Annotated in this window: 22 protein-coding genes and 1 pseudogene; 8 read left to right on the top strand and 15 right to left on the bottom strand. The window is 68.9% G+C overall.

Going from position 1 to position 24,427, the window contains the following annotated elements:
- The first annotated feature begins 91 nt into the window (after positions 1 to 91).
- Positions 92 to 1,585 (top strand): annotated as a pseudogene (locus KHC28_RS09130) (CoA-acylating methylmalonate-semialdehyde dehydrogenase).
- A gap of 555 nt (positions 1,586 to 2,140) precedes the next feature.
- Here KHC28_RS09130 and KHC28_RS09125 read toward each other — a convergent pair.
- Together KHC28_RS09125 and KHC28_RS09120 are read right to left on the bottom strand one after the other, a co-directional pair.
- A complete protein-coding gene (locus KHC28_RS09125; RefSeq protein ID WP_214008008.1) occupies positions 2,141 to 2,284 on the bottom strand; it encodes a hypothetical protein in 144 nt (47 codons plus the stop codon).
- A gap of 97 nt (positions 2,285 to 2,381) precedes the next feature.
- Positions 2,382 to 2,840 (bottom strand): hypothetical protein, encoded by a 459-nt coding sequence (locus tag KHC28_RS09120; RefSeq protein WP_246564531.1) that lies wholly within the window; start codon positions 2,838 to 2,840, stop codon positions 2,382 to 2,384.
- A gap of 96 nt (positions 2,841 to 2,936) precedes the next feature.
- Here KHC28_RS09120 and KHC28_RS09115 point away from each other — a divergent pair, with 96 nt between their 5' ends.
- Together KHC28_RS09115 and KHC28_RS09110 are read left to right on the top strand one after the other, a co-directional pair.
- Positions 2,937 to 3,680: a helix-turn-helix transcriptional regulator gene (locus KHC28_RS09115; protein ID WP_214008007.1), complete on the top strand. Its 744-nt coding sequence runs from the start codon at positions 2,937 to 2,939 to the stop codon at positions 3,678 to 3,680.
- 74 nt (positions 3,681 to 3,754) lie between these two features.
- Positions 3,755 to 4,165, top strand: coding sequence for a VOC family protein (locus KHC28_RS09110; RefSeq protein WP_214008006.1), 411 nt, complete (start codon positions 3,755 to 3,757; stop codon positions 4,163 to 4,165).
- Between the two features lie 237 nt (positions 4,166 to 4,402).
- Here the strand turns inward: KHC28_RS09110 and KHC28_RS09105 are convergent, their stop codons facing one another.
- From KHC28_RS09105 to KHC28_RS09095, 3 genes are read right to left on the bottom strand one after another with little or no spacing between them, the layout of a single operon-like run.
- Positions 4,403 to 5,338, bottom strand: coding sequence for a prephenate/arogenate dehydrogenase family protein (locus KHC28_RS09105; RefSeq protein ID WP_214008005.1), 936 nt, complete (start codon positions 5,336 to 5,338; stop codon positions 4,403 to 4,405).
- Positions 5,328 to 6,470 carry a histidinol-phosphate transaminase gene (hisC, locus tag KHC28_RS09100; RefSeq protein WP_214008004.1) on the bottom strand — a complete coding sequence of 381 codons (1,143 nt, stop codon included), beginning with the start codon at positions 6,468 to 6,470 and terminating at the stop codon, positions 5,328 to 5,330. Before hisC ends, KHC28_RS09105 begins: the two co-directional genes overlap by 11 nt.
- Positions 6,471 to 6,512: 42 nt before the next feature.
- Complete coding sequence (locus tag KHC28_RS09095; protein WP_214008003.1) at positions 6,513 to 7,451, bottom strand: chorismate mutase; 939 nt, start codon at positions 7,449 to 7,451, stop codon at positions 6,513 to 6,515.
- Positions 7,452 to 7,612: 161 nt separating this feature from the next.
- Here KHC28_RS09095 and metX point away from each other — a divergent pair, with 161 nt between their 5' ends.
- Both metX and metW read left to right on the top strand, forming a co-directional pair.
- Complete coding sequence (gene metX, locus KHC28_RS09090; RefSeq protein ID WP_214008002.1) at positions 7,613 to 8,848, top strand: homoserine O-acetyltransferase MetX; 1,236 nt, start codon at positions 7,613 to 7,615, stop codon at positions 8,846 to 8,848.
- A 35-nt stretch (positions 8,849 to 8,883) separates the two neighbouring features.
- Positions 8,884 to 9,516, top strand: coding sequence for a methionine biosynthesis protein MetW (gene metW, locus KHC28_RS09085; protein WP_246564616.1), 633 nt, complete (start codon positions 8,884 to 8,886; stop codon positions 9,514 to 9,516).
- Between the two features lie 7 nt (positions 9,517 to 9,523).
- On the opposite strand, the gene KHC28_RS09080 is transcribed toward metW, so the two are convergent.
- Positions 9,524 to 10,264, bottom strand: a complete 741-nt coding sequence (locus KHC28_RS09080) for a class I SAM-dependent methyltransferase (RefSeq protein ID WP_214008000.1) — start codon at positions 10,262 to 10,264, stop codon at positions 9,524 to 9,526.
- 336 nt (positions 10,265 to 10,600) lie between these two features.
- On the opposite strand from KHC28_RS09080, the gene KHC28_RS09075 reads away from it, so the two are divergent.
- Both KHC28_RS09075 and infA read left to right on the top strand, forming a co-directional pair.
- Complete coding sequence (locus tag KHC28_RS09075; protein WP_214007999.1) at positions 10,601 to 12,226, top strand: DEAD/DEAH box helicase; 1,626 nt, start codon at positions 10,601 to 10,603, stop codon at positions 12,224 to 12,226.
- 193 nt (positions 12,227 to 12,419) lie between these two features.
- Positions 12,420 to 12,701, top strand: a complete 282-nt coding sequence (gene infA, locus KHC28_RS09070; RefSeq protein WP_144341050.1) for a translation initiation factor IF-1 — start codon at positions 12,420 to 12,422, stop codon at positions 12,699 to 12,701.
- 339 nt (positions 12,702 to 13,040) lie between these two features.
- On the opposite strand, the gene KHC28_RS09065 is transcribed toward infA, so the two are convergent.
- From KHC28_RS09065 to ccmA, 9 genes are all read right to left on the bottom strand, one after another.
- Positions 13,041 to 13,835 (bottom strand): GntR family transcriptional regulator, encoded by a 795-nt coding sequence (locus KHC28_RS09065; protein ID WP_214007998.1) that lies wholly within the window; start codon positions 13,833 to 13,835, stop codon positions 13,041 to 13,043.
- An 87-nt stretch (positions 13,836 to 13,922) separates the two neighbouring features.
- On the bottom strand, positions 13,923 to 14,615 hold the full coding sequence (tenA, locus tag KHC28_RS09060) for a thiaminase II (protein WP_214007997.1): 693 nt from the start codon (positions 14,613 to 14,615) through the stop codon (positions 13,923 to 13,925).
- Between the two features lie 103 nt (positions 14,616 to 14,718).
- Positions 14,719 to 15,135, bottom strand: coding sequence for a F0F1 ATP synthase subunit epsilon (locus KHC28_RS09055; RefSeq protein ID WP_214007996.1), 417 nt, complete (start codon positions 15,133 to 15,135; stop codon positions 14,719 to 14,721).
- A 97-nt stretch (positions 15,136 to 15,232) separates the two neighbouring features.
- Positions 15,233 to 16,666 (bottom strand): F0F1 ATP synthase subunit beta, encoded by a 1,434-nt coding sequence (gene atpD / locus KHC28_RS09050; protein WP_214007995.1) that lies wholly within the window; start codon positions 16,664 to 16,666, stop codon positions 15,233 to 15,235.
- A gap of 26 nt (positions 16,667 to 16,692) precedes the next feature.
- Complete coding sequence (locus KHC28_RS09045) at positions 16,693 to 17,571, bottom strand: F0F1 ATP synthase subunit gamma (protein ID WP_214007994.1); 879 nt, start codon at positions 17,569 to 17,571, stop codon at positions 16,693 to 16,695.
- Between the two features lie 40 nt (positions 17,572 to 17,611).
- A complete protein-coding gene (atpA, locus tag KHC28_RS09040) occupies positions 17,612 to 19,141 on the bottom strand; it encodes a F0F1 ATP synthase subunit alpha (protein ID WP_214007993.1) in 1,530 nt (509 codons plus the stop codon).
- Between the two features lies 1 nt (position 19,142).
- A complete protein-coding gene (locus KHC28_RS09035) occupies positions 19,143 to 19,697 on the bottom strand; it encodes a F0F1 ATP synthase subunit delta (RefSeq protein ID WP_214007992.1) in 555 nt (184 codons plus the stop codon).
- 341 nt (positions 19,698 to 20,038) lie between these two features.
- Positions 20,039 to 20,710, bottom strand: a complete 672-nt coding sequence (gene ccmB / locus KHC28_RS09030; RefSeq protein WP_214007991.1) for a heme exporter protein CcmB — start codon at positions 20,708 to 20,710, stop codon at positions 20,039 to 20,041.
- Complete coding sequence (ccmA, locus tag KHC28_RS09025) at positions 20,707 to 21,372, bottom strand: heme ABC exporter ATP-binding protein CcmA (protein ID WP_214007990.1); 666 nt, start codon at positions 21,370 to 21,372, stop codon at positions 20,707 to 20,709. Before ccmA ends, ccmB begins: the two co-directional genes overlap by 4 nt.
- A 220-nt stretch (positions 21,373 to 21,592) precedes the next feature.
- Here ccmA and acnA point away from each other — a divergent pair, with 220 nt between their 5' ends.
- A complete protein-coding gene (gene acnA, locus KHC28_RS09020) occupies positions 21,593 to 24,277 on the top strand; it encodes an aconitate hydratase AcnA (RefSeq protein ID WP_214007989.1) in 2,685 nt (894 codons plus the stop codon).
- The last annotated feature ends 150 nt before the right edge of the window (positions 24,278 to 24,427 follow it).

The following is a 24,427-nucleotide window of genomic DNA, read 5'->3' as shown; positions in this document are numbered from 1 at the left end:
ATTCCGCACAACGGATGCGGCAACATGGTCGTTGAGTTGATCCGTTTTCGCACGCACAACAGCGGCGAACAAGGCTCCGGAGGAGGCATCCATGGCGGTGATCGGGCATTACATCGACGGCAAGCAGGTGAATACGGCGGGACGCACGTCCTCGGTGTTCAACCCCGCGACCGGCGCGCAGTCGGGCGAGGTGCTGCTGGCCTCGGCCGCCACGGTGGGCGAGGCGGTGGCCTCCGCCAAGGCGGCCTTCCCGGCCTGGGCCGACACGCCGACGCTGACCCGCGCCCGCATCATGTTCAAGTTCAAGAACCTGCTGGACCGTGACATCGACAAGCTGGCCGAGGCGATCACCCTCGAGCACGGCAAGACCTTCGAGGACGCCAAGGGTGAAGTGACCCGCGGCATCGAGGTGGTCGAGTTCGCCTGCGGCATCCCGCATCTGCTGCGCGGCGACTTCACCGAGCAGGTGGCGCGCGGCGTCGACGTGTTCTCGGCCCGCCACCCGCTCGGCGTCGTCGCCGGCATCACCCCGTTCAACTTCCCGGTCATGGTGCCGATGTGGATGTTCCCGGTGGCGCTGGCCTGCGGCAACACCTTCGTGCTGAAGCCTTCCGAGAAGGACCCGACCCCCTCGCTGATGCTCGCTGAGCTGCTGGTCGAGGCCGGCCTGCCCAAGGGCGTGTTCAACGTGGTCCAGGGCGACAAGGAAGCCGTCGACACGCTGCTGACCCATCCCGACATCGCCGCGGTGAGCTTCGTCGGCTCCACCGCCATCGGCGAATATGTCTACAAGACCGCCTGCGCGCACGGTAAGCGTGCCCAGGCGCTGTGCGGCGCCAAGAACCACCTAGTGGTGATGCCCGACGCCGACCTCGACAAGACCGTCGACGCGCTGATGGGCGCCGGCTACGGCTCGGCCGGCGAGCGCTGCATGGCGGTCTCGGTCGCGGTGGCGGTCGGCGGCGTCGGCGACGCGCTGATGGAGAAGCTGGTGCCAAAGGTGTAGGCGCTGAAGGTCGGCCCCGGCCTCGACAAGGACAGCGAGATGGGCCCGCTGGTCACCCGCGAGCACCTCGCCAAGGTGCGCGGCTATGTCGACGACGGCGTCGCCGCCGGCGCCAAGCTGGTGGTGGACGGGCGCGGCCTCAAGCTGCAGGGCTATGAGGACGGCTATTTCCTCGGCGGCTGCCTGTTCGACGACGTCACCACCGACATGAAGATCTACAAGGAAGAGATCTTCGGCCCGGTGCTCTCGGTGGTGCGCGTGCCGGACTATGAGGACGCCCTGAAGCTGGTCAACGACCACGAATACGGCAACGGCGCCGCCATCTTCACCCGCGACGGCGATGCCGCCCGCGCCTTCGACCGCGACGCCAAGGCCGGCATGATCGGCATCAACGTGCCGATCCCGGTGCCGGTGGCGTTCCACTCCTTCGGCGGGTGGAAGCGCTCGGTGTTCGGCGACCGCAACGTCTATGGCATGGAAGGCGTCGGCTTCTACACCAAGATGAAGACCACCACCGCCCGCTGGCCGACCGGCATCCGCGCCGGCGCCCAGTTCGTCATGCCGACCACCGGCAGCTGAGGCTCGGCCCCGAATCGCCGGATGCGAATCCGGCTAACAAATACGAATGCCCGGCGATGAGCCGGGCATTTTCGTTTGGGGCGGCTGGGCCCAGGGCAGGATCGCGCGAGGCGGTTTCGCCGGGATGTCGGGAAAGCCCGACATCCCGGAAGGAAGACCCCGCGCCGGGGGACCGACGCGGGGAAGGTCAGCCGTTACCGATAATCTTATAGGCGAACGCATCCCCGCTCGCCGCGACGGCAGCGAGAGCGACGGCGGTAACGAACATCCACGCACGAAGTTTCGTCATCATCAGTGCCTCCGGTAAAGCAGCAAGCTTCCCTTGACATCTCGTAGCGTCAGGGAGTTGCACGGCAATTTCAGGGCATGATCACGTGCGATTTGCGACATTTTCTTGCGCGATTCTGTAGCGACGTACCACTTCGGTCAGCGGCGATCCCGAACGCCGCACCGGCGCGACGAGACGGCAGGCCAGCTCGGCCATGGCGGCCCGTACACGGCATCTTCGCCGGCACTGGACGAGGGTTGCTCCGGGCAGGACCGGTGCGCCCGGCCTCACTCGTTCTGCGTGGCGGGAGGCGTTCCGGCGGGGGTGCTCATGCGGCTGAAAGTGACGGCGATGATCATGCTGCCGGCGACTGCGATGACCAGCAGCGCCATCGCGGCGATGAAGAGGCTGTTGCGAAGACGTGACTGCACCTGATGCTCTCCGTTCGGCCGGACCGCGAGGCGCGCCCGTCATCGGGCCTGCGCCACGGCATGCCGGGGAACGCGCCCCGGCCCGGTCCATCCTGTCCTAGCGCTTCATGTCCGGGCAGACATAGGGCACCTTCGCCACCGCATAGCGGTGCTCGACCGTGTCCTTGCCCGCCCTGACCTTCAGCGTCAACTGCGTCGGCGACACCGACGCCACCTTCGCGGCGATCGTCGCGCCGTCCTCGTCCCACGCGACGGCATCCGGCGCGGTGCGGGTCCATCGGCGCAGCGCATAGGTCTCCCAGCAGGAATCCATGATCAGCGTGCCGTCCGGCAGGAACACCAGCATGGTGCCCGGCAGGCCGGAAGCCGGCTTCGCCTCCACCCAGACGCGACCGACCAGCGGATCGGCCGCCGGGCGGGGAGCGGAGGTGGCGGCCGACGCGGCGGAGGAAGCGACGCCCGCACCGGCGAGCGACAGGCCGAGCGCGAGCAGCAGGCCACGGCGCGTGACACGGCCCTTGGCACGGCCCTTGGCGGCTCCGACGGGGTTCGGCATGAGCGTCTCCTTTTCGGCAGGGGAAAGGCGGATAGCGCCGGGAATCGGCGAGGCTGCTGCCAGTATCCGTCAGCAGGGCTGCGGCTATAATGCGGCATGTCCCGTTCCGAACGCCTGTTCGACCTGTTGCAGGTGCTGCGCCGCCACCGCCGCCCGGTAAGCGGGCGCGCGCTCGCCGACGAGATCGGCGTGAGCCTGCGTACGCTCTATCGCGACATCGCCAGCCTGCAGGCTCAGGGAGCCACCATCGAGGGCGAGCCGGGGGTGGGCTATGTGCTGCGGCCCGGCTTCCTGCTGCCGCCGCTGATGTTCACGCCGGAGGAGATCGAGGCGCTGGTGCTCGGCTCGCGCTGGGTGGCCGGGCGTGCCGACGGCCGGCTCGCCGAGGCGGCGCTGAGCGCACTCGCCCGTGTCAGCGCGGTGCTGCCGCCCGATCTGCGCGAGGAGCTGGAAGGCTCCTCGCTGTTCATCGCCCCGGGGGCGCCGATCCCCGCCGACGCCATCGACCCGGCGCTGCTGCGCAAGGCGATCCGCACCGAGCGCAAGCTGCGGCTGAGCTACAGCGACGCCAATGGCGCGGCGAGCGAGCGGGTGGTCTGGCCCTTCGCGCTCGCCTTCTTCGACCAGGTGCGGCTGATGATCGGCTGGTGCGAATTGCGCAGCGACTTCCGCAGCTTCCGCACCGACCGCATCGCCAGCGCCGAGATGCTGGAGGCGCGCTACCCCACCCGCCGGGCCGAGCTGGTGCAGCGCTGGAAGCAGTGGAAGCACGCGCAGCCGCCGCGCGAGCCCGGGGCGTTGCCGGCGGCCTATGCCGAGGAACCGACCGACGCCGCATGATGCTGCCGGAATTTGGCAGCATGGGCGTGTAGTCTCCCATGATTCATCGCAGCACGGATTTTCGGGGGCCGATCATGATCGATGCCAGCAACCTGTTTCTTTATGTGAACGACCCCCGCGCGAGCGCCCGCTTCTATGGCGACGTGCTGGAGCGCGCGCCGCTCGAGACCAGCGCCGGCCACGCGCTGTTCGCGCTGGCGCCGGGGCTGCGGCTCGGCCTGTGGCGGCGCGACGGGGTGAAGCCGACGCCGCATCTGCGCTCCGGCGGCAACGAGATCGGCTTCAAGGTGGCGGACGCCGCCGCCGTCGACGCCACCTATGAGCAATGGGCGAAGAAGGGCGTGGCGATCGCGCTGCCGCCCACCGATCTCGATTTCGGCCGCAGCTTCGTGGCGCTCGACCCCGACGGCCATCGGCTGCGCGTCTACGCCAAGCTGGAGAGCGACGCGGCGATCCCCGAAGCAACCGAGGCCAAGGCGGCGTGAGGAGCGCCTGCCTGCGGTGAAGCTCCCTCTCCCCGTCCGATCCCGGCCATGGTCGCGTTCAGCTCTGGCAAGGCCGAAGCCGGCAATAGCCGGCCTCGACGGAGAGATGGCCCGTGGCGCGGATCGGTGAGGAGAAGCAGCGATCGTGGAGCCGGAAGCCCGCTCATCCCAGCCCTCTCCCCGCCGGGGTGGGGGAGCCGTGCGGCGGTCGATCTACCCGAACCGGATCCGACGCCGCTACCCGCGCTCGCGGCCGAAGTCGGGCGCCGCGGTCTCCTGGCCGACCTCGATGATCGAGCGGCGGATGGCGCGGGTGCGGGTGAACAGGTTGAACAGCGTCTCCCCCTGCTCCCAGCGGATCGCCCGCTGCAGCGCGATCAGGTCCTCGGTGAAACGGCCGAGCACCTCGATCACCGCCTCGCGATTGTTGAGGAAGATGTCGCGCCACATGGTCGGATCGGAGGCGGCGATGCGGGTGAAGTCGCGGAAGCCGCCGGCGGAATATTTGATCACCTCGGAGGAGGTGACCTTCTCGAGATCCGCCGCCGTGCCGACGATGTTGTAGGCGATGAGATGCGGCACATGCGAGGTGATCGCCAGCACCAGGTCGTGGTGCTCGGCGGTCATGATCTCGACATTGGCGCCCAGCGCCGTCCACAGCGCCGAGGCCGCCTGCACCGCGCCCTCCTCCGCGCCCTCGGGCGGGGTGAGGATGCACCAGCGGTTCTTGAACAGCGTCGCGAAGCCGGCGTCGGGGCCGGAATACTCGGTGCCGGCCACCGGATGCGCCGGCACGATGTGCACGCCCGCCGGCAGATGCGTGGACAGCGCGGAGAGCACCGCCCCCTTCACCGAGCCGACATCGGAGACGATGGCGCCCGGCTTCACATGCGGGGCGATGGCCTCGGCCACCGCCGCCATGGCGCCGACCGGCACGCAGAGGACGATGATGTCGGCGTCCCGCACCGCCTCGGCGGGGGAGGAGGCGACCTCGTCGGCGATGCCGAGCTCGGCGACGCGGGCCCGCACCTCCGGCGCCGCGTCATAAGCGACGCTGACCTCCGCGAGCTGGCGGGCATCGGCCGCGCGCAGGATCGACGAACCGATCAGGCCAACGCCGATAACGGCGAGCCGACCGACCATCGGGCGCGGCAGCGGCGGATCAAGCACCATGGCCGGGCTCCTTACTGCCGAGGAACTCGGACAGCACGGCGACGAGCAGGCGGTTCGCCTCCTCGGTGCCGATGGTGATGCGCAGCGCGCCCGGCAGGCCATAGGCGTCCATCCGCCGCAGGATCAGGCCGCGCGCGGAGAGGAAGGCGTCGGCGTCGCGGGCGCGCCGGCCCTCGACATCCCGGAAATGCGCCAGCACGAAATTGCCGACGCTCGGCGTGACGGTGAGGCCGAGCGCGGTCAGCGCGTCGGTGACCCAGGCGAGCCAGACGTCGTTATGCGCGACGGCCGCCTCGACATGGGCGGTGTCGCCGATGGCGGCGGTGGCGGCGGCGATGGCGGCGGAATTGACGTTGAAGGCGCCGCGGATGCGGTTCACCGCGTCCACCACCTCGGCCGGGCCGTACAGCCAGCCGACGCGCAGCGCCGCGAGGCCGTGGATCTTGGAGAAGGTTCTGAGCATGGCGACGTTGCGGGCGGTCGCCACCAGCTCGATGCCGGATTCATAGTCGTTGCGCCGGACATATTCGGCATAGGCGGCGTCGAGCACCAGGAGCACGTGCGACGGCAGGCCGCGCTGCAGCCGGCGCACCTCGTCGAACGGCAGATAGGTGCCGGTCGGGTTGTTCGGGTTGGCGAGGAAGACGATGCGGGTCTTCTCGGTGACCGCCGCCAGCAGCGCGTCGACATCGGCGGTGAGGTTCTTCTCCGGCACCACCACCGGGGTGGCGCCGGCCGCCAGCGTGGCGATGCGGTACACCAGGAAGCCGTATTGCGAATAGATCACCTCGTCGCCCGGCCCGGCATAGGCGGCGGCGATGAGGGTGATCAGCTCGTCCGAACCGGTGCCGCAGACGAGGCGGCCGGCGTCCAGCCCATAGGCGCCGGCGATGGCCTCGCGCAGCTTGGTCGACGAACCATCGGGATAGAGCTCCAGCGCGTCGGCGGCGTGGAAGGCCTCGCGCGCCTTCGGGCTGGGACCGAGCGGATTCTCGTTGGCCGACAGCTTGTAGGTCTTCACCGCGCCTCCCGCCTGCGCCTTGCCGGGCACATAGGCCTCGATCGCCAGCACGCCGGGACGCGGGACGGGACGATCGGCAACGGGGGTGATCGACGAGGACGAGGCCGACATAGCGGGAACTCCGGCAACGGACGGGAAGGAACGGATGGGGGCTTAGGGCGCGGGGGCGATCGACGACGCCGGCGGACGCGCGGGGCGGCCGGCGTCGTGGCTATATCGGCCCGCATGCGAGCCGATGAGCGCGGCGGAGCGCACCGAGGCGCCACAGGCCCGGAGCGCGCCGAGCACGGTGTCGAGGCCGACCGCACCGGCGAGCGGCAGCGAGATCAGCAGCGCCGCGCCGTCGAGGCCGCGATCCGGCACCGCCAGCGTCTCGGCCAGCGGGGCGAGCGCCCGCGCCGCGCCGGCGTTCCAGCCGGCGACCCGCACGCTCCACACCTCGACCTCGGTGACGGCGCCCTCGGTGACCGGATGAGCGATGCAGAACACCGGCAGGCCGGCGGGATGGTCGGCCCGCTCGACGAAGGGCAGGCGGGCGATGATCTTCGGCGCGCTGTCGCCTTCGAGCGCGGTCCACCACGGCCCGGCACCGGGCGGGGCGAAGGCCGGCACCAGCCCGAGATCGCCGCGCGAGCCGGCGACCGCGCTCACCACCGCGCCCGCGCCCATATGGGCGAGGAAGGGCACGGTGAAGCCGAAATGGAAGCGCGACGTATCGCGCATCGCCGCCTCCCCGGAGGCGAGGTCGGCATGCACGGCATAGGGCGCCTGCACATAGGTGAAGGTGGAGATGATGACGCGCCAGATGCTCTCGACGGTGTCCAGCGGCAGGATGCCGCGATGCCGGTCGACGATCATCCGCATCATCGAGGCCTCGCGCGCCGGGCGGAACGCCGAGCCGCCCTCGGCGGCGCGCGCGCGCTTCACCTCGACCAGCCGGTCGATGATCTCGCCGCGCTCGATCAACAGCGCGTGCATGGCGGCGTCGATGCGGTCGATCTCCGCGCGCAGAACCGCCAGCGACGCCGCCGGATCGGCAGCGACGGCAGGAACGGCGGCGCTTTGGGCAAGCGAATGGTCGGGCGCGGTCATGTTCCGCTCTCTAGACCCGCACGGGCGCGCTGCAAAACGAAATCTGCACGGCCAAGCGACCGGCTGGACGCAAATCCGGCCGACGGCTATTGACAAGATGGTGCTGTGGGATCATCGCATCGTCCGTTATAACGAACTGTTCGTCCGGTAAGACGGTTGAGATGTCCGAGAGCGAGACGGTGAACGACCCCAACCCCACCGACGCCGGCGGCCAAGAGCGCCCGGTCGGCCCCGGTCGCGCCTATGAGGCGCTGGCGCGGGCGCAGGCGGACTTCCCGCAATCCGAACTGGTGCGCTTCGGGCCGGAGCGCTCGCTTACCCTCGATGCCGGCGTCACGCTCGGCCCGTTCCAGATCGCCTACCAGACCTATGGCACGCTGAACGCCGACAAGTCGAACGCCATCCTGATCTGCCACGCGCTGTCCGGCGACCAGCACGCCGCCAACATCCACCCGGTGACCGGCAAGCCGGGCTGGTGGGAGACGCTGATCGGGCCGGGCAAGCCGATCGATACCACGCGCTTCTTCGTCATCTCCTCCAACGTGCTCGGCGGCTGCCTCGGCACCACCGGCCCGTCCTCGATCAACCCCGCGACCGGCGCGCCCTATGGGCTCGACCTGCCGGTGGTGACCATCCGCGACATGGTGCGGGCGCAGGCGATGCTCGTCGACCATCTCGGCATCGACCGGCTGCTCGCCGTGGTCGGCGGCTCGATGGGCGGCATGCAGGTGCTGCAATGGGCGGTAAGCTATCCCGAGCGGGTGTTCGCGGCGATGCCGATGGCCGCCGCCGCCCGCCACTCGGCGCAGAACATCGCCTTCCACGAGGTCGGCCGCCAGGCGGTGATGGCCGATCCCGACTGGCGCGGCGGGCGCTATTTGCTCGAAGGCACCAGCCCGCGCCGCGGCCTCGCGGTGGCGCGCATGGCGGCGCACATCACCTATATGTCGGACGGCTCGCTGCACCGGAAGTTCGGCCGGCGGCTGCAGGACCGCGACGGGCGCACCTTCTCCTTCGACGCCGACTTCCAGGTGGAATCCTATCTGCGCCACCAGGGCGAGGCCTTCGTCGACCGGTTCGACGCCAATTCCTATCTCTACGTCACCCGGGCGATGGACTATTTCGACCTCGCTGGCGACTATGGCGGCGTGCTCGCCAACGCCTTCAAGGGCACCAAGACGCGGTTCTGCCTGGTCTCCTTCACCTCCGACTGGCTGTTCCCGACCTCGGATTCGCGGGCGGTGGTGCACGCGCTCAACGCCGCCGGCGCCTCGGTGTCCTTCGCCGAGATCGAGAGCGACAAGGGCCATGACGCCTTCCTGCTCGACGAGCCGGAGCTGACCGCCATCACCCGCGGCTTCCTCGATTCCGCCGCCCGCACGCTGGGGGTCGCCTGATGAGCCCGCGCGACGTCGTCCTGCACGACCTGACCATGAAGGAAGCCGCCCGCGCCGCCTCCGGCAAGCGCGTCGACCTCCTGATCATCGCCGACCTCGTCGAGCCGGGCGCGAAGGTACTCGATGTCGGTTCGGGCGACGGCGAATTGCTGGAGCTGCTCGCTACCACGCGCGGCTGCGACGCGCGCGGCATCGAGATCTCCCGCGCCGGGGTGAATGCCGGGGTGGCGCGCGGCCTCGCGGTGATCCAGGGCGACGCCGACATCGACCTCGCCGACTATCCCGACGATGCCTTCGACTACGTCATCCTCTCGCAGACGCTGCAGGCGACGCGGCGGCCGAAATGGGTGCTGGAGCAGATGCTGCGGGTGGGACGCCGCGTCATCGTCTCCATCCCAAATTTCGGCTTCTGGCGGGTGCGGCTCGACCTGCTGCTCAACGGGCGCATGCCCTCCACCGAGAACCTGCCCTATAGCTGGTACGACACGCCGAACATCCATTTCTGCACCATTCGCGACTTCGTCGCGCTGGTCGACGAGGTGGGCGCGCGCATCGAGCACGCCACGGCACTGAACGGCTACGGCCAGAAGGTGCGCCTCAACCTGCCATGGGCGGTGTGGAACCTCCTCGGCGAGCAGGCGGTCTTCCTGCTGTCGCGGGGGGAGTGAGGAGCCCTCACCCGCCGGCTGGCTGGGGGGAGAGCACCGGCTCCAGCACCGGGGAGAGCACCTGGATGCGGGCGCGGCGCTTCACCGCCACCGGCTTGTAGACCTGCTTGGTCGCCTCGACGATGTGCACCCCGGCGAAGGGCGAGGCGAACACCCCGCCCGCCCGCTCCCACGCCACCGCCGAGCGCAGGAACCAGCTGCGCGTCACCGGCGGCATGTACAGCGCCTCGCCCCAGCCCACCGGGGTGAACAGCGCCTCGCGCAGCAGCGCGATGACCTGGCTGCGCGAATAGGGCCGGCCATGGCCGAACGGATTATTGTCCACCCGCGCCCAGACGCCGCGCCGGTTCGGCACCACGCAGAGCAGGCGCCCGCCCGGCGCCAGCACCCGCCACACCTCGCGCAGCACCTCGGCGGCGTCCGGCGTGTGCTCCAGCAGATGCACCGCGATCACCCGGTCGATCACCGCATTGGGCAGCGGCAGTTCGCTCTCGTCGACCAGCGCCGCCAGCGTCGGCGCGCGCGAGGGCCAGCGGGTGACGCCCTGCGCCGCCGGCATGAAGGCCAGCGCCCGCTCGCATTCCTCGCGGAACACGCCGAGATAGGGCGTCGCATAGCCGATGCCGAGCACGGAGAGCCCGCGCACATTGTCGAAGCGCTGGCGCACCGCCCGGCCGACCAGCCGGCGCGCCACCACGCCGAGCGGCTGGGCGTAGAAGCTGCGCAGATCGACGACGTCGGGATACATGAGGCTCCTGGAGCGGCTGGATGACGGGACCGGAAGGCACCGCTGCGGCAGCGGCCTCATCTATATAAGCGGCGATGCCTTGAAATCCTCGCCTTTTTGCGCCACATAGGCGGTGCATGCGAGACGGACGGGCGGATGAGCCTGTGAAAGCCGTGCTCGTATCGGGGCCGCGTCGCTCGATTTCCGCTTCGGCATATGGCTCGCTCATGCGAGTGCCGCGGCAGTCTTCGGCCCCTGATCAACCGGTTTCGCCGACGTCCCAGGCCACGCGGGGTGTCCACCATCCCCGCGACGGGCGGTGCGCACGATCATGGCGCACGGCCGGACGTCGCCCCCATGAAAGAACGTTACTTGACCTCCTTTTCCGAGCTCGGCCTCGCCGAGCCCATCCTGAAGGCGCTGGCCGAAGCTGGCCACGACACCCCCACCCCCATCCAGGCACAGGCCGTGCCGCAGGTTCTCGCCGGCCACGACCTCATCGGCATCGCCCAGACCGGCACCGGCAAGACCGCGGCCTTCGCGCTGCCGATCCTGCAGCACCTCATCACCGAGCGCCGCCGGCCGGAACGCCGCACCGCCCGCGCGCTGATCCTCTCGCCCACCCGCGAGCTCTCCGGCCAGATCCTCGAAAGCTTCCGCAAATACGGCAAGCACATCCGTCCCTCGACCGCCCTCGCCATCGGCGGCGTGCCGCTCGGCCGGCAGGCGCGGGCGCTGATGAACGGCGTCGACGTGCTCGTCGCCACTCCCGGCCGCCTCGTCGACCTGATCGAGAACGACGCCGTGCGGCTGAACGAGGTCGAGGTGTTCGTGCTCGACGAAGCCGACCAGATGCTGGACATGGGCTTCATCCACGCCATCCGCGCCATCGTCGCCCGCCTGCCGGCCAAGCGCCGCAACCTGTTCTTCTCGGCCACCATGCCGAAGGAGATCGAGAAGCTGGCCGCCGCCCTGCTCACCGACCCGGTGCGCGTCGCGGTGACGCCGGTCGCCAAGACCGCCGACAAGATCGAGCAGAAGGTGTTCTTCACCGACCGCGCCGGCAAGCCGGACCTGCTGATCGAGGTGCTGCAGGGCGACGGGCTCGACCGCGCGCTGGTCTTCGCCCGCACCAAGCACGGCGCCGACCGGGTGGTGAAGGGCCTTGCCGGCGCCGGCATCGACGCCGAGGCCATCCACGGCAACAAGTCGCAGCCGCAGCGCGAGCGGGCGCTTGCCGCCTTCCGCGAAGGCAAGGTGAAGGTGCTGGTGGCGACCGACATCGCCGCGCGCGGCATCGACGTGCCCGGCGTCAGCCACGTGATCAATTACGACCTGCCCAACGTGCCGGAAAGCTATGTCCACCGCATTGGTCGGACGGCCCGCGCGGGCGCCGACGGTATCGCCGTCTCGCTGTGCGACGGCGAGGAGCGCGCCTATCTGCGCGACATCGAACGGCTGATCAAGCTGACCATCCCCAGCGTCGACCGTCGCGGCGAGAGCCGCCGCGAGGGCCGGCCGGTGCGCGAGGGCTTCCGCGACGAGCGCCCGCCGCGCGAGGAGCGTGGTCCGCGTGGCGGTCGCGGCGAGCGGCCGCGCAACGAGGGCTCGCGCAATGAAGGCGAGCGCGGTCCGCGTCCCGCCGGGCGGCCTGGCCGTCCGGGCGGCCGCCCCGAATATCGCGGTGGCGAAGGCCGTCCCGAGGGGCGTTCGGAAGGACGCGCCGGCGAGATGAGCGGCGTCGGCTTCATGCAGCCGGCGCGCGGCGAGCGCCCGCGTCACGAGGGGCCTCGCCCCGAGGGCGTCCGTCATGAGGGCCATCGTCATGAAGGGCCCCGTCACGAGGGCTCCCGTCATGAGCGTCCGCGCCATGAAGGGCCCCGTCACGAAGGTTCGCGTCACGAGCGCCCGCATCACGAGGGGCCCCGCCCCGAGGGTGGTCGCGGCGAGCGTCCGTCGCGGTCGCGCGGCCCGGCGCGCTGAGATCGGCTCCGACGGCGTCCATGGCACCCAGCCATAGGACGCCGGCGGCACCAACGCATGGTTGCCGGAAGCACTTTCCTGTCGATCGGACGATTTGAGCCGGCAGGAACGGGCTTTGGGCGAGACAAAGCGCTGGAGTCAGGGTATTTGCCCTGACGACAGCTCGAAAAGGCTTCGGCAAGGAGAGCCAGGAATGGCGAAAGAGGAACTGCTCGAGTTCGACGGCACCGTCACCGAGGTGCTGCCCGACGGGAACTTCCGCGTCGTGCTCGACAACGAACATGAGATTCTCGCCTATGCGGCGGGCAAGATGAAGAAGAACCGCATCCGGACCATCGTGGGCGACCGCGTGGTGGTGGAGATGTCGCCCTACGACCTCGAGCGCGGGCGCATCAATTTCCGCCACAAGACCGGCGGCCCGACCCCTCCGGTCGGTTCCGGCCAGCGTCGCCCGCCGCCGGGCCGTCGCCGCTAGAGCAATTCCGGTGAACCCAGTTCACCAGAATTTCTCTAAGTCTTTGACGACACGCATTTTCTTCATGCGAAACGGTATCCACTTCGCTTGAAAATGCCCTAGGCGCCGGAGACGCCCCGGACGCGCGGCACCCGGCCGGGTCGCCGCGAAGGCCGGTGGCCTTCTTCTTCCACCACAGACCGATGCCCCGCCGGATCCCGGATCCGCGCGGGGATTTTGTGTTGCCGCTCCGGCAGGTGTAAGCGACAGCGTCTCGACCGGCCCGTGGCCGGGCTCCAGATCCGATGAGCCGAAGCCCGTTGCCGTCGCGAAGGCCTTTCAGCTCTCGCGGAACATGTCCTAGGCGATGCCGCCGGGCGTCGGCTCCCGGCGCAGCCGCGCCGCTGACCGGCCGGGCCGCGTCACGCCGGCCGGCTCCAGCCCCAGCGCCTCGGCGAGGCCAAGCGGGCGCTCCGGCGGCTCCGACAGGTCCAGTTCCTCGGCGACATGCACGATGTGGTCGCGCATGCGCCGGGCGGCCAGCTCGCTGTCGCCGGCCTCGATGGCGGCGAGGATGTCGCCATGCTCGTGCGGCGGACAGGCAGCGTGCTCTCCGCGGGCATAGAGCAGGATGGCGAGCGAGGACAACGCCTGCAGTTCGGTCAGCAGCCGCACGAACACCGGATTGCCGGCCGCCTCGGCCAGCGCGATGTGGAATTCGCCGGTGAGCCGCACCAGCGTCGCCCGCTCGCCGGCGGCGCGGGCCTCGTTCTCCATCGCAACATGGTGCCGCAGCCGCGCCACCGCCGGCGCGGCGCAGCCGCAGGCGGCCGAGGCGGCAATCTCCGGTTCCACCACCGCGCGGGCATCGAGCACATGGCGCGCATCGGCGCGGCTCGGCGCCGCGACGAAGGCACCGCGATTGGGCTGGTGCTCGACGATGCCATCCTGGGCGAGCCGCGCCAGCGCCTGGCGCACCACGGTGCGGCTGACGCCGAACAGTTCGGCGACGCGCTCCTCGGTCAGCTTCTCGCCGGGATGCAGGCGTCGCTCGAAGATCGCCTGCAGGATACGGGCACGGATCGGCGCCTCCGAGCGTCCACGCTCGGAGACGGGGCTTTGGGCGACCGGACTATCGACGACGGGCTGGTCCATGTTCCTCCGCGGCGCAGGCCGGCTGCCGCCAGACTAATCACCTTCGGGACGGCCCGCCATGCCATGCAACAGCCGGGCCGCGACGGCTCAGACCGGCCAGCCGGCCTCGCGCCACGCCGAATCCCAGAACATCCATTCGAGCTTGCAGGCATGCGCATAGGCGCGGTGCATGCGGGCCTGCACCGTCGGCGAGGAGGCATCCGCCGCGCGGTCGGTGCTGGCGATCACCGCCCGCACCGCCTCGTGGAACTCCTCGCCGGCATAGGTGTCGATCCAGGCGTCGTACGGGTTCGGGCGGGTGGCGCGGCCGAGAATGTCGCGACCGATCTCGGCATAGATCCAGAAGCAGGGCAGCAGCGACGCCAGCACCACCGGATAGGGCTCGGCATGGGCGCTGGCGATCAGGAAGCTGGAATAATGGTGGCAGACCGGCGACATCTCCGTCGCCTCGAAATCCGCCGGCGCGATGCCGAAGGAACGGAAGAAATCGGTGTGCAGCGAGCGCTCGACGATGACGGCCACCTTCGCCGCCTCGGCGAACTGCACCAGCCCATCGGCATCGTCGGCCTTGGCGGCCGCGACCGCCAGCGCCCGGCCGAAGGCGATGAGATAATGCGCATCCTGCACCATGTAGTGGCGGAAGCGGCCGACGCCGAGCGTGCCGTCCGCCAGCGCCTCGTTGAACGGCATGGTGCGGATGGCGTCATAGACCGGAAGATTGCGCTGCCAGGCCTCCCGGCTGAAGGAAGGGGCAACATCCAGCGTCGCGGCGACGGTCATCGCGTGTCTCCCAGAAAAACGGGGGTCTCCCGGACATGAAAAAGGCCGTCTTGCGGACGGCCTCGTTTCATCTCGTCTGTTCTACCCGCCGGGCGGGGGCCGATCAATGCGCGGTGCGCCCGTCAGCCTCTATAGCGGCGGCGGTCGCCTTCAGCGCATCGAGCACGGTCTGGCGCTTCAGCCGGGTGGCGTCGTCCTTGGCGTCCTCGACGTCTTCCTGCGCGTCCTTGATCATCTGGGCGAGCCTGCCGCCGCCAAGATCGGCCAGCGGAACCGCCGTCTCGGCGAGCACGGTGAGGCCCTGCGGGTTCGCCTCGGCGAAGCCGCCGCGCACGAACAGCTTCTGCACCTTGCCCTCACCCTTGATGATGAGCACGCCCGGCTTCAGCACCGACACGAAGGGCGCATGGCCGGCGAGCACGCCGAACTCGCCCTCGGCGCCGGGAACCACAACCTCGCTCACCGAACCCGAATAGACGAGCTTCTCGGGCGAGACGAGTTCGAACGGGAAGTTGGCCATGATTCCTCCAGCGCCAGCAAACTAAAGAGGCACGATCCCGGCGGCCCGACGGCCGGCCCTCACGAGAAGGACCGGGGCTCCGTCACGCCGCCCGGTATCACGCCGCCTCGGCGGCCAGCTTCTTGCCCTTCTCGATCGCCTCTTCGATGGTGCCGACCATGTAGAAGGCCTGCTCCGGGAGGTGATCATACTTGCCTTCCACCAGGCCCTTGAAGCCCTTGATGGTGTCGGCGAGGTCGACGAGCTTGCCCGGCGAACCGGTGAAGACTTCGGCGACGTGGAAGGGCTGCGACAGGAAGCGCTCGATCTTGCGGGCGCGGGCGACGGTGAGCTTGTCCTCTTCCGAGAGCTCGTCCATGCCCAGGATCGCGATGATGTCCTGCAGCGACTTGTAGCGCTGCAGCGTCTGCTGCACCTGGCGCGCCACGGTGTAGTGCTCGTCGCCGATGATCAGCGGCGACAGGATGCGCGAGGTGCTATCGAGCGGATCCACCGCCGGGTAGATGCCCTTTTCCGCGATCGAGCGCGACAGCACGGTGGTGGCGTCGAGATGCGCGAAGGAGGCGGCCGGGGCCGGGTCGGTCAGGTCGTCGGCCGGCACGTAAATCGCCTGCACCGAGGTGATCGAACCCTTGGTGGTGGTGGTGATGCGCTCCTGCAGCGCGCCCATGTCGGTGGCCAGCGTCGGCTGATAGCCCACCGCCGACGGGATACGGCCGAGCAGCGCCGACACTTCCGAGCCCGCCTGGGTGAAGCGGAAGATGTTGTCGACGAAGAACAGCACGTCCTGGCCCTGGTCGCGGAAGTGCTCGGCGACGGTGAGGCCGGTCAGCGCGACGCGGGCGCGGGCGCCCGGCGGCTCGTTCATCTGGCCGTACACCAGGGCGCACTTCGAACCGGCCGAGGAGCCGTTGTTCTCGTGCGGGTCGACGTTCACCTTGGACTCGATCATCTCGTGGTAGAGATCGTTGCCCTCGCGGGTACGCTCGCCGACGCCGGCGAACACCGAGTAGCCACCGTGCGCCTTGGCGATGTTGTTGATCAGCTCCATGATCAGCACGGTCTTGCCGACGCCGGCGCCGCCGAACAGGCCGACCTTGCCGCCCTTGGAGTAGGGCGCCAGCAGGTCCACCACCTTGATGCCGGTGACGAGGATCTCGGCCTCGGTCGACTGGTCGGCATAGGAGGGGGCCGGCTGGTGAATGCCGCGGGTGGTCTCGCCGATCACCGGACCGGCCTCGTCCACCGGCTCGCCGATGACGTTCATGATACGGCCGAGGGTGGCCTCGCCGACCGGCACCGAGATCGGGCCGCCGGTGTCCTTCACCTCGGTGCCGCGGACCAGACCTTCGGTCGAGTCCATGGCGATGGTGCGCACGGTGTTCTCGCCGAGGTGCTGGGCAACCTCGAGCACGAGCCGCGCGCCGTTATTGGTGGTCTCAAGCGCGTTGAGGATCTCCGGGAGGTGATCCTCGAACTGCACGTCGACGACGGCGCCGATGACCTGCGTGATGCGTCCGACCTTAGCCATGTTCGGTGTCCTTCTGGTCCCTTGCCTCACAGCGCCTCGGCGCCGGAGATGATCTCGATCAGTTCCTTCGTGATCATCGCCTGGCGGGTGCGGTTGTAGGTCAGCGTCTGCTTCTTGATCATGTCGCCCGCGTTGCGGGTAGCGTTGTCCATGGCGCTCATGCGGGCGCCCTGCTCCGACGCGCCGTTCTCCAGCAGCGCCGTGAAAATCTGCACCGCGAGGTTGCGCGGCAGCAGGTCGGCGAGAATCTCGTTCTCGTCCGGCTCGTATTCATAGGTCGCCACGGCGCCGGCAGCCGCCGCGACGGCCGGGAAGGTCGCCGGGATGATCTGCTGCGCGGTCGGGGTCTGCGAGATCACCGACTGGAAGCGCGAGAAGAACAGCGTCGCCACGTCGAACTCGCCGGCCTGGAACATGCCGATGATCTTCTCGGCGATCGTCTGCGCCTCGGCGAAGGTGACGCCCTTGTTGGCGCGCAGCTCGACGAAGTCGACGATCTGCCGCTCGAACTGGCGGCGCAGCGGCTCGTAGCCCTTGCGGCCGACGCAGAAGATCTTGACCGTCTTGCCCTGCGCCATCAGCGCGTTGGCCCGCTCGCGGGCGAGGCGGACGATCGAGGAGTTGAAGGCGCCGCACAGGCCGCGCTCGGCGGTGAGCACGAGCAGCAGGTGCACATTGTCCTTGCCGGTGCCGGTGAGCAGCAGCGGCGCATCCGGCCCGCCGGAAACGGCGGACGCGATGTTACCGAGCACGCTCTCCATGCGCTTGGCATAGGGACGCGCCGCCTCGGCGGCGGTCTGGGCGCGCCGCAGCTTGGCGGCGGCGACCATCTGCATCGCCTTGGTGATCTTCTGCGTCGCCTTCACCGAAGCGATGCGGTTGCGCAGTTCCTTGAGGCTGGCCATCTACCCTCGGCTCCCGTGCCCTCGACGCCGCTTCGCCCGATCAGGCGAAGGTCTTCGCGAAGGCGTCGATCGCCTTGACGAGATTCGCGGTGGTGTCCTTGGAAAGCTCCTTGGACGTGCGGATGGTATCGAGGATGTCGGCGTGCTTGGTGCGGAGGAACAGCAGCAGCCCGTCCTCGAAGGCACGCACCTTGCTCACCGGCAGCGTGTCGAGATAGCCGTTGGTGCCGGCATAGATCACCACCACCTGCTCCTCGACCTTCAGCGGCGAGAACTGCGACTGCTTCAGGAGCTCGGTGAGGCGGGCGCCGCGGTTGAGCAGCTTCTGCGTCGAGGCGTCGAGGTCCGAGCCGAACTGGGCGAAGGCGGCCAGCTCGCGATACTGGGCGAGCTCGCCCTTGATCTTGCCCGCGACCTGCTTCATCGCCTTGATCTGCGCCGAGGAGCCGACGCGCGACACCGAGAGGCCGACATTCACCGCCGGGCGGATGCCCTGGAAGAACAAGTCGGATTCAAGGAAGATCTGGCCGTCGGTGATCGAGATCACGTTGGTCGGGATGTAGGCCGACACGTCGTTGGCCTGGGTCTCGATGACCGGCAGGGCGGTCAGCGAGCCGGCGCCGTTCTCGTCGTTCAGCTTCGCGGCGCGCTCGAGCAGGCGCGAGTGGAGATAGAACACGTCGCCCGGATAGGCTTCGCGGCCCGGCGGGCGGCGCAGCAGCAGCGACATCTGGCGGTACGCCACGGCCTGCTTGGACAGGTCGTCATGGATGATGAGGGCGTGCATGCCGTTGTCGCGGAAGAACTCGCCCATGGCGGTGCCGGCGAACGGCGCCAGGAACTGCATCGGCGCGGCGTCCGAGGCGGTGGCGGCGACGATGATGGAATATTCCAGCGCGCCCTGCTCTTCCAGCACCTTCACGAACTGGGCGACGGTCGAACGCTTCTGGCCCACCGCGACGTAGACGCAGTAGAGCTTGGCCTTCTCGTCGGTGCCCTGGTTGATGGGCTTCTGGTTCAGGATGGTGTCGAGCGCGATGGCGGTCTTGCCGGTCTGGCGGTCGCCGATGATCAGCTCGCGCTGGCCGCGGCCCACCGGGATGAGGGCGTCGATCGCCTTCAGGCCGGTCTGCATCGGCTCGTGCACCGACTTGCGCGGGATGATGCCGGGCGCCTTCACGTCGACGCGGCGGCGCTCGGTGAACTCGATCGGGCCCTTGCCGTCGATCGGGTTGCCCAGCGCGTCGACGACGCGGCCGAGCAGGCCCTTGCCGACCGGCACGTCGACGATGGCGCCGGTGCGCTTGACGGTCTGGCCTTCCTTGATCTCACGGTCGGAACCGAAGATCACGACGCCGACATTGTCGATTTCGAGGTTCAGCGCCATGCCGCGCGTGCCGTTCTCGAACTCGACCATCTCGCCGGCCTGGACGTTGTCGAGGCCATAGACGCGGGCGATGCCGTCACCGACGGACAGGACCTGACCCACCTCGGAGACTTCGGCTTCCTGGCCGAAATTCTTGATCTGTTCCTTGAGGATCGCGGAAATTTCTGCGGCGCGGATATCCATATCAGCGAACCTCTTTCATCGCAGTGCGGATCGAATTGAGCTTGGTCTTGAGCGAGGCGTCGACGAGACGCGAGCCGATCTTGACCTTGAGACCACCGAGCAGGGACGGATCGACGGTGACGGCGAGCTGCACGCTCTTGCCGGTCATCTGGTCGAGCGCGCCCTTGAGGGTGGCGGCGTGAGCATCGGAGAGCGGCTGGGCGACAGTGACCTCAGCCACGACCTCGCCCCTCTCGACCGACACCAGCGCGTCGAAGGCGCGCATGATCGCCTCCACCGCGAACAGGCGCCGATTGGCCGCCACCGTCTTGAAGAAATTGCTGGCGAGACCGCCGATCCCGACCTTGTCGAGCACCGCGGCCACCGCGTGCTCCTGCTCCTCGGAGGAGAAGACCGGGCTGCGCACCAGACGCTTCAGGTCATCGCTCTCGGCGATGAGGGCGCCGAACCGGTCGAGGTCAGCCTTCACAGCGTCGATGGCACCGGCCTCGCGAGCCAGCTCGAGAAGAGCCGTCGCATAGCGCCCCGCCACACCGGATACGTAGGTCTCCGCCACCGTGCCTCTCTCGGGCTTCTCGGGTCGTCCGCCACAGCCGGCACGGCTAGGGGTCGAACCCGGATTTACAAGGGTTTCGAACTGAACTGGAAGAGCCGACCGAGCGGGCCCCCCAATCAGGTCGGGCGGTTCCCTAACACGCCTCTTCCCATGCTGCAACACGGTGAAAGCATGGATTCGGGCAGGCAAATGACGTAGCGCCCCATTGGTGCCCGGCTGGTGCCGCCTTGCCACGCCGCCACGGGGTTCCCGGCGGCGTTTCAACGGCTTGCCGCCACCTGCGGCGCATTGCTGCACCTGGTATGCCAGAGCCGGCCGATTCGCGGGAATGGAAATATTTTTCATTCCCGCGTGGCGCGCAGCGCGGCGGCAGCAGCCACCGGGCCGAGCACCAGCGCGCCGAGCGACAAGCCGGCAAGGATGCGGAACGGCGCGCCGAACGGCACCGTGCCGCCGATCGCCGCCCCGGTCGCCGCCACCCCGAAGATCAGCACCGGGATCGTGAGCGGCATCACCAGCACCGCGACCAAGAGCCCGCCGCGCCGGAACGCCGCCGCGAAGGCGGCGCCGACCAGGCCGAGGAACGTCACCGCCGGCGTGCCGACCAGCAAGGTGAGGCAGAGCGCGCCGATCGCCGCCGGCTCCAGATTGAGCAGCAGCGACAGCACCGGCGCCGCCACCACCAGCGGCAGGCCGGTGGCGAGCCAATGGGCGAGGCCCTTGGCCGCCGCCGCCAGTTCCACCGGCAATTCGCTCATGAACATCAGGTCGAGCGAGCCATCCTCGGCATCGGCGGCGAACAGCCGGTCGAGGCCGATCAGCGAGGCGAGCAGCGCGCCGATCCACAGGATCGCCGGGCCGATGCGGGCGAGCAGGTTGAGGTCCGGCCCGATGGCGAAGGGAGTGACCACCACCACGGCGAGGAAGAACACCACCCCGAGCCCGGCGCCGCCGCCATTGCCGAGGGCGAGCGCGAGGTCGCGCCGGACAAGCGCGAGGAAGGCACGGGTCACGCCGCGTCCTCCCCGGCGGCGGCATCCGCAACAGGCGCGGAATGTGCGACATGCGCGCCGAGATCCAGCGAATCGCCGGCGCCGAGGTCGAGCGGCGCATGGGTGGCGGCGACCAGCAGGCCACCCTTTTCAACATGCGCACGCGCGAGGCTGGCGAACAGCGCCTGCGCCCGCGCGTCGAGCGCGGTGGTCGGCTCGTCGAGGATCCAGAGCGGCCGCTCGACCACCAGGAGGCGGGCAAGGGCGAGCCGGCGCTTCTGGCCCGCGGAGAGCACGGCGACCGGCAGCCCGCCGAGGCCGCCGAGGCCTACCGCCTCCAGCGCGTCCTCGACCTCCAGCGCCGAGCTTTGATCGACGCCGCCGAGCAGGTCGCGCCAGAAGCCGAGATTGGCGCTCGCGCTCAGCGCCAGCTTGTGGGCATCGAGATGGCCGAGATAGTGCACCTGCTCACGATAGGCGTCCGGCTCCGGCGCGCCCTCCAGTTGGATGGATCCCGATACCGGCGACGCCAGCCCCGCCAAAAGTCTTAGGAGCGAGGATTTGCCGGCACCGTTCGGTCCGGTGACCACGAGCGCGCGCCCCGCCGGGACGGTAAAACCGAGGCCGCGGAACAGTTCGCGCGCGCCCCGCCGGCAGGCGACTTCCCTAACGACTAGCTGCATCGGTCATCCCCGGAGCGGCCGTATCGCCCCCGCCCTGCACTATTTTGCGCTGCACCCCGTCAGACCCCTAGGATCGTGGTTTGAAATCGCTCTATAAAGAAAACCGAACGATGCGCCGTGGCCTCAGGCCGGGCCGCGCGAGCTATAGCCCGCGCAACCGCTTCCTGTCCAAGGTCGTAAAGAGCGTGTCGAGTCCACTCTTACCGAGGACCGGCCAACCGTGACGTCGCTCGACAGCTTCAAAAGCCGCAAGACCCTCACCGTCGGAAACAACAGCTACACCTATTACAGCCTGCCGGACGCCGAGAAGAACGGCCTCGACGGGGTGTCGGCGCTGCCTTTCTCGATGAAGGTCCTGCTTGAAAACCTGCTGCGCTTCGAGGACGGGCGCTCGGTGACCAAGGACGACATCGTCGCCATCAAGGACTGGCTGGTCAACCGCGGCAAGGCCGAGCGCGAGATCGCCTATCGCCCGGCCCGCGTGCTGATGCAGGACTTCACCGGCGTGCCGGCGGTGGTCGACCTCGCCGCCATGCGCGACGCCATGGTGCATCTCGGCGGCTCGCCCACCAAGATCAACCCGCTGGTGCCGGTCGACCTCGTCATCGACCATTCGGTGATCGTCAACTTCTTCGGCAATGCCGACGCCTTCGGCAAGAACGTCGAGGAAGAGTACAAGCAGAACCAGGAACGCTACCGCTTCCTGAAATGGGGCCAGTCGGCTTTCGACAATTTCCGCGTCGTGCCGCCCGGCACCGGCATCTGCCACCAGGTGAACCTCGAATACCTCGCCCAGGCGGTGTGGACCAAGGCCGAGGACGGCACCACCGTCGCCTATCCCGACACCTGCGTCGGCACCGACAGCCACACCACCATGGTGAACGGCCTCGGCGTGCTGGGCTGGGGCGTCGGCGGCATCGAGGCCGAGGCGGCCATGCTCGGCCAGCCCGTCTCCATGCTGATCCCGGAAGTCATCGGCTTCAAGCTGACCGGCAAGCTGAACGAGGGCATCACCGCCACCGACCTCGTGCTCACCGTCACCCAGATGCTGCGCAAGAAGGGCGTGGTCGGCAAGTTCGTCGAGTTCTTCGGCCCCGGCCTCGAGCACCTCTCGCTCGCCGACCGCGCCACCATCGGCAACATGGCCCCGGAATATGGCGCGACCTGCGGCTTCTTCCCGGTGGACGAAGAGACCATCGCCTATCTCGACGAGACCGGCCGCGATCCCGACCGCGTCGCGCTGGTCGCCGCCTATTCCAAGGCGCAGGGCATGTGGCGCTTCGACGGCATCGCCGATCCGGTGTTCACCGACGTCCTCGAGCTCGACATCTCCACCGTGCTGCCCTCGCTGGCCGGCCCGAAGCGCCCGCAGGACCGCGTGTTGCTCTCCGGCACCAAGCAGGGCTTCCTCGCCGCGCTGGAAGGCGAGTTCAAGAAGCCCGGCGAGGCCGACAAGCGCGTGCCGGTGGAAGGCACCGACTACACGCTCGGCCATGGCGACGTGACCATCGCCGCCATCACCTCCTGCACCAACACCTCCAACCCCTCGGTGCTGATCGCCGCCGGCCTTCTGGCCCGCAACGCGGTCGCCAAGGGGCTGAAGTCCAAGCCGTGGGTGAAGACCTCGCTGGCACCCGGCTCGCAGGTGGTGGAAGGCTATCTCGCCGCCGCCGACCTGCAGAAGGACCTCGACGCCGTCGGCTTCAACCTGGTCGGCTTCGGCTGCACCACTTGCATCGGCAATTCCGGCCCGCTGCCCGAGCCGATCTCCGAAGCCATCAACAAGCACGACCTCGTGGCCGGCGCCGTCATCTCCGGCAACCGCAACTTCGAGGGCCGCGTCAACCCGGATGTGAAGGCGAACTACCTCGCCTCCCCGCCGCTGGTGGTCGCCTATGCGCTGGCCGGCTCGCTGCAGATCGACCTGACCACCGAGCCGCTCGGCACCGGCTCGGACGGCCAGCCGGTCTATCTCAAGGACATCTGGCCCTCCAACAAGGAGATCGCCCAGTTCATCCGCGAGAACGTCACCAAGACGATGTTCCTGGAGAAGTACTCCGACGTCTTCAAGGGCGACGAGAACTGGCAGAAGATCGCGATTCCGCAGGGCGAGACCTATGCCTGGGACGATCGCTCGACCTATGTGCAGAACCCGCCCTACTTCGTCGGCATGACCCGCGAGCCGGAACCCGTCACCGACATCCTCAAGGCGCGGGTGATGGGCCTGTTCCTCGATTCGATCACCACCGACCACATCTCCCCGGCCGGTTCGATCAAGGAAGCCAGCCCCGCCGGCTACTATCTGCGCGACCATCAGGTCCGCCCCGCCGACTTCAACCAGTACGGCACGCGGCGCGGCAACCATGAGGTGATGATGCGCGGCACCTTCGCCAATATCCGCATCAAGAACCAGATGCTGGGCGGCAAGGAAGGCGGCTTCACCAAGCACTGGCCCGACGGCACGGAAATGCCGATCTACGACGCCGCCATGCTCTACAAGCAGGAAGGCGTGCCGACGGTGATCTTCGCCGGCAAGGAATACGGCACCGGCTCTTCGCGCGACTGGGCGGCCAAGGGCACCCGCCTGCTCGGCATCCGCGCCGTCATCACCCAGAGCTTCGAGCGCATCCATCGCTCGAACCTCGTCGGCATGGGCATCGTGCCGCTGGTGTTCCAGAACGACGACTCGTGGCAGTCGCTGGGCATCAAGGGCGACGAGGTCGTCACCATCAAGGGCATCGAGGGCGACCTGAAGCCGCGCCAGACGCTGATCGCCGAGATCGTGTTCGCCGACGGCACGGTGAAGAACGTGCCGCTGACCTGCCGCATCGATACGCTGGACGAGCTGGATTATTTCCGCAATGGCGGCATCCTCCAGTACGTGCTGCGCAATCTCGCCGCCTGACCGGCCGGCTGTTTCACGTGAAATGAGCGGCGCGGGGCATCCCCGCGCCGTCCGTGTTTCCGGGCTCCGCCCCCGCCGGCGGCGCCGCTGCGGCGGGAGGGCCGGAGAGCTGCCGTTTCGTGACCTTGCGGCAACTTCACCCTTCCGTGC

The sequence above is a fragment of the Ancylobacter sonchi genome, from assembly GCF_018390695.1.
Classification (GTDB): domain Bacteria; phylum Pseudomonadota; class Alphaproteobacteria; order Rhizobiales; family Xanthobacteraceae; genus Ancylobacter; species Ancylobacter sonchi.
This window is presented reverse-complemented; position numbering and strand designations above follow the sequence as displayed.

What these genes read in the sequence shown, in the direction of transcription:
- KHC28_RS09120 (WP_246564531.1), bottom strand. Translation starts at nt 2,840, where the DNA reads ATGCCGAACCCCGTCGGAGCCGCCAAGGGCCGTGCCAAGGGCCGTGTC.
- KHC28_RS09115 (WP_214008007.1), top strand. Translation starts at nt 2,937, where the DNA reads ATGTCCCGTTCCGAACGCCTGTTCGACCTGTTGCAGGTGCTGCGCCGC.
- KHC28_RS09110 (WP_214008006.1), top strand. Translation starts at nt 3,755, where the DNA reads ATGATCGATGCCAGCAACCTGTTTCTTTATGTGAACGACCCCCGCGCG.
- KHC28_RS09105 (WP_214008005.1), bottom strand. Translation starts at nt 5,338, where the DNA reads ATGGTGCTTGATCCGCCGCTGCCGCGCCCGATGGTCGGTCGGCTCGCC.
- hisC (WP_214008004.1), bottom strand. Translation starts at nt 6,470, where the DNA reads ATGTCGGCCTCGTCCTCGTCGATCACCCCCGTTGCCGATCGTCCCGTC.
- KHC28_RS09095 (WP_214008003.1), bottom strand. Translation starts at nt 7,451, where the DNA reads ATGACCGCGCCCGACCATTCGCTTGCCCAAAGCGCCGCCGTTCCTGCC.
- metX (WP_214008002.1), top strand. Translation starts at nt 7,613, where the DNA reads ATGTCCGAGAGCGAGACGGTGAACGACCCCAACCCCACCGACGCCGGC.
- metW (WP_246564616.1), top strand. Translation starts at nt 8,884, where the DNA reads ATGAAGGAAGCCGCCCGCGCCGCCTCCGGCAAGCGCGTCGACCTCCTG.
- KHC28_RS09080 (WP_214008000.1), bottom strand. Translation starts at nt 10,264, where the DNA reads ATGTATCCCGACGTCGTCGATCTGCGCAGCTTCTACGCCCAGCCGCTC.
- KHC28_RS09075 (WP_214007999.1), top strand. Translation starts at nt 10,601, where the DNA reads ATGAAAGAACGTTACTTGACCTCCTTTTCCGAGCTCGGCCTCGCCGAG.
- infA (WP_144341050.1), top strand. Translation starts at nt 12,420, where the DNA reads ATGGCGAAAGAGGAACTGCTCGAGTTCGACGGCACCGTCACCGAGGTG.
- KHC28_RS09065 (WP_214007998.1), bottom strand. Translation starts at nt 13,835, where the DNA reads ATGGACCAGCCCGTCGTCGATAGTCCGGTCGCCCAAAGCCCCGTCTCC.
- tenA (WP_214007997.1), bottom strand. Translation starts at nt 14,615, where the DNA reads ATGACCGTCGCCGCGACGCTGGATGTTGCCCCTTCCTTCAGCCGGGAG.
- KHC28_RS09055 (WP_214007996.1), bottom strand. Translation starts at nt 15,135, where the DNA reads ATGGCCAACTTCCCGTTCGAACTCGTCTCGCCCGAGAAGCTCGTCTAT.
- atpD (WP_214007995.1), bottom strand. Translation starts at nt 16,666, where the DNA reads ATGGCTAAGGTCGGACGCATCACGCAGGTCATCGGCGCCGTCGTCGAC.
- KHC28_RS09045 (WP_214007994.1), bottom strand. Translation starts at nt 17,571, where the DNA reads ATGGCCAGCCTCAAGGAACTGCGCAACCGCATCGCTTCGGTGAAGGCG.
- atpA (WP_214007993.1), bottom strand. Translation starts at nt 19,141, where the DNA reads ATGGATATCCGCGCCGCAGAAATTTCCGCGATCCTCAAGGAACAGATC.
- ccmA (WP_214007990.1), bottom strand. Translation starts at nt 21,372, where the DNA reads ATGCAGCTAGTCGTTAGGGAAGTCGCCTGCCGGCGGGGCGCGCGCGAA.